The sequence below is a fragment of the Actinoplanes siamensis genome, from assembly GCF_016862395.1.
GTDB classification, from domain to species: domain Bacteria; phylum Actinomycetota; class Actinomycetes; order Mycobacteriales; family Micromonosporaceae; genus Actinoplanes; species Actinoplanes siamensis.
Genome location: NZ_BOMW01000143.1, coordinates 1 through 1153 on the forward strand (window position 1 = coordinate 1; position 1153 = coordinate 1153).

Genomic DNA, 1153 nt, shown 5'->3' on the forward strand with positions numbered 1-1153 from the left:
AAGCAGGTGGGCAAAGGTTCTGCGCGTAACGGTCACGGCTGGGACATGCTCGGTTAAGGGGACATAGCCACAGAAAAACCTCGTCGTGGGTTCGGATCAGGTTTCCACACAAGACCGAAACCCCCGACGAGGTCACGACCAGTATGCGCCCCGCGCACGTCTACGCCCGGATGCTGACCGAGCAACACACCGAACTGATTACCGCCCTGCACGGGCCCTGGCGCACCGCCACCCGCATGGTCATCGTCGTGCTGTCCGCCGCGGGCTGGTCCGCGTCCGAGATCGCCGACCTGCTGCAGTACGACCCGGCCACCGTGCGCCGCTGGATCGCCCGCCACCAGACCGAAGGCCTGGCCGGACTGCCCGACCGGCCCCGCAGCGGCCGACCTCGCAAAGGCAGCCGCCGGCTCGGCCAGCGCATCCGCCGACTGCTAAAGACCCCGAAGGCATGGACCACCGCCCACCTCTGGCGGGCCCTCGGCCGCCCGCAGATCAGCCTGTCCACACTGCGCCGACGCCTGCGCGAACAGGCCCGCTGGTGCCGGCCCCGCCTGATCGCCAAAAGCGACCCCGACCGCGACCAGATCTGCGCCGACATCCGCGCACGCATCACCGCCCTGCCCGCCGGATCCGTGGTGCTGGCCGAGGACGAAACCCACCTCGACCTGCTGCCCCGCATCCGCGCCGCCTGGATGCCGGCCGGCATCCGGCACCGGATCCTGACCCCGGGCACGAACCTACGCCGCACCCTGCACGGCGCCATCAACCTGGCCACTGGCGCCTGGCATCACCACGTCTCCGTCAAGAACGTCTCCGTGGTGTTCTGCTACTTCCTGCAACAACTGCTCGACGCCTACCCGGACGCCCCGATTGTGGCCGTCATCTGCGACAACGGCAGCACCCACCACAGCAAAATCACCCGGGACTGGCTCGCCGAACACCCGCGCCTGCAGGTGATCGAAGGCGCCAAGTACAGCCCGCATGACAACCCGGTCGAACGGATCTGGGCCGCCCTGAAACGAAAGATCGCGAACACCGCACCAGCCACCATGGCCGACCGCGTCCGCCAGGCCCACGCCTTCTTCCGTTACCGCACCGACGCCGACAACCTAACCACCGCCGCGCCCTGGACATCACCCTGGCTCCCCGAGGG

General features: G+C 68.6%; 1 protein-coding gene. It reads left to right on the forward strand.

Translation table 11 applies throughout. The annotated features are described in order from the left end of the window. Positions 1–143: 143 nt before the first annotated feature. Positions 144–1153, forward strand: a 1010-nt coding sequence (locus tag Asi03nite_RS37470; protein WP_203685253.1) for an IS630 family transposase, incomplete at its 3' end; no start/stop codon positions are given.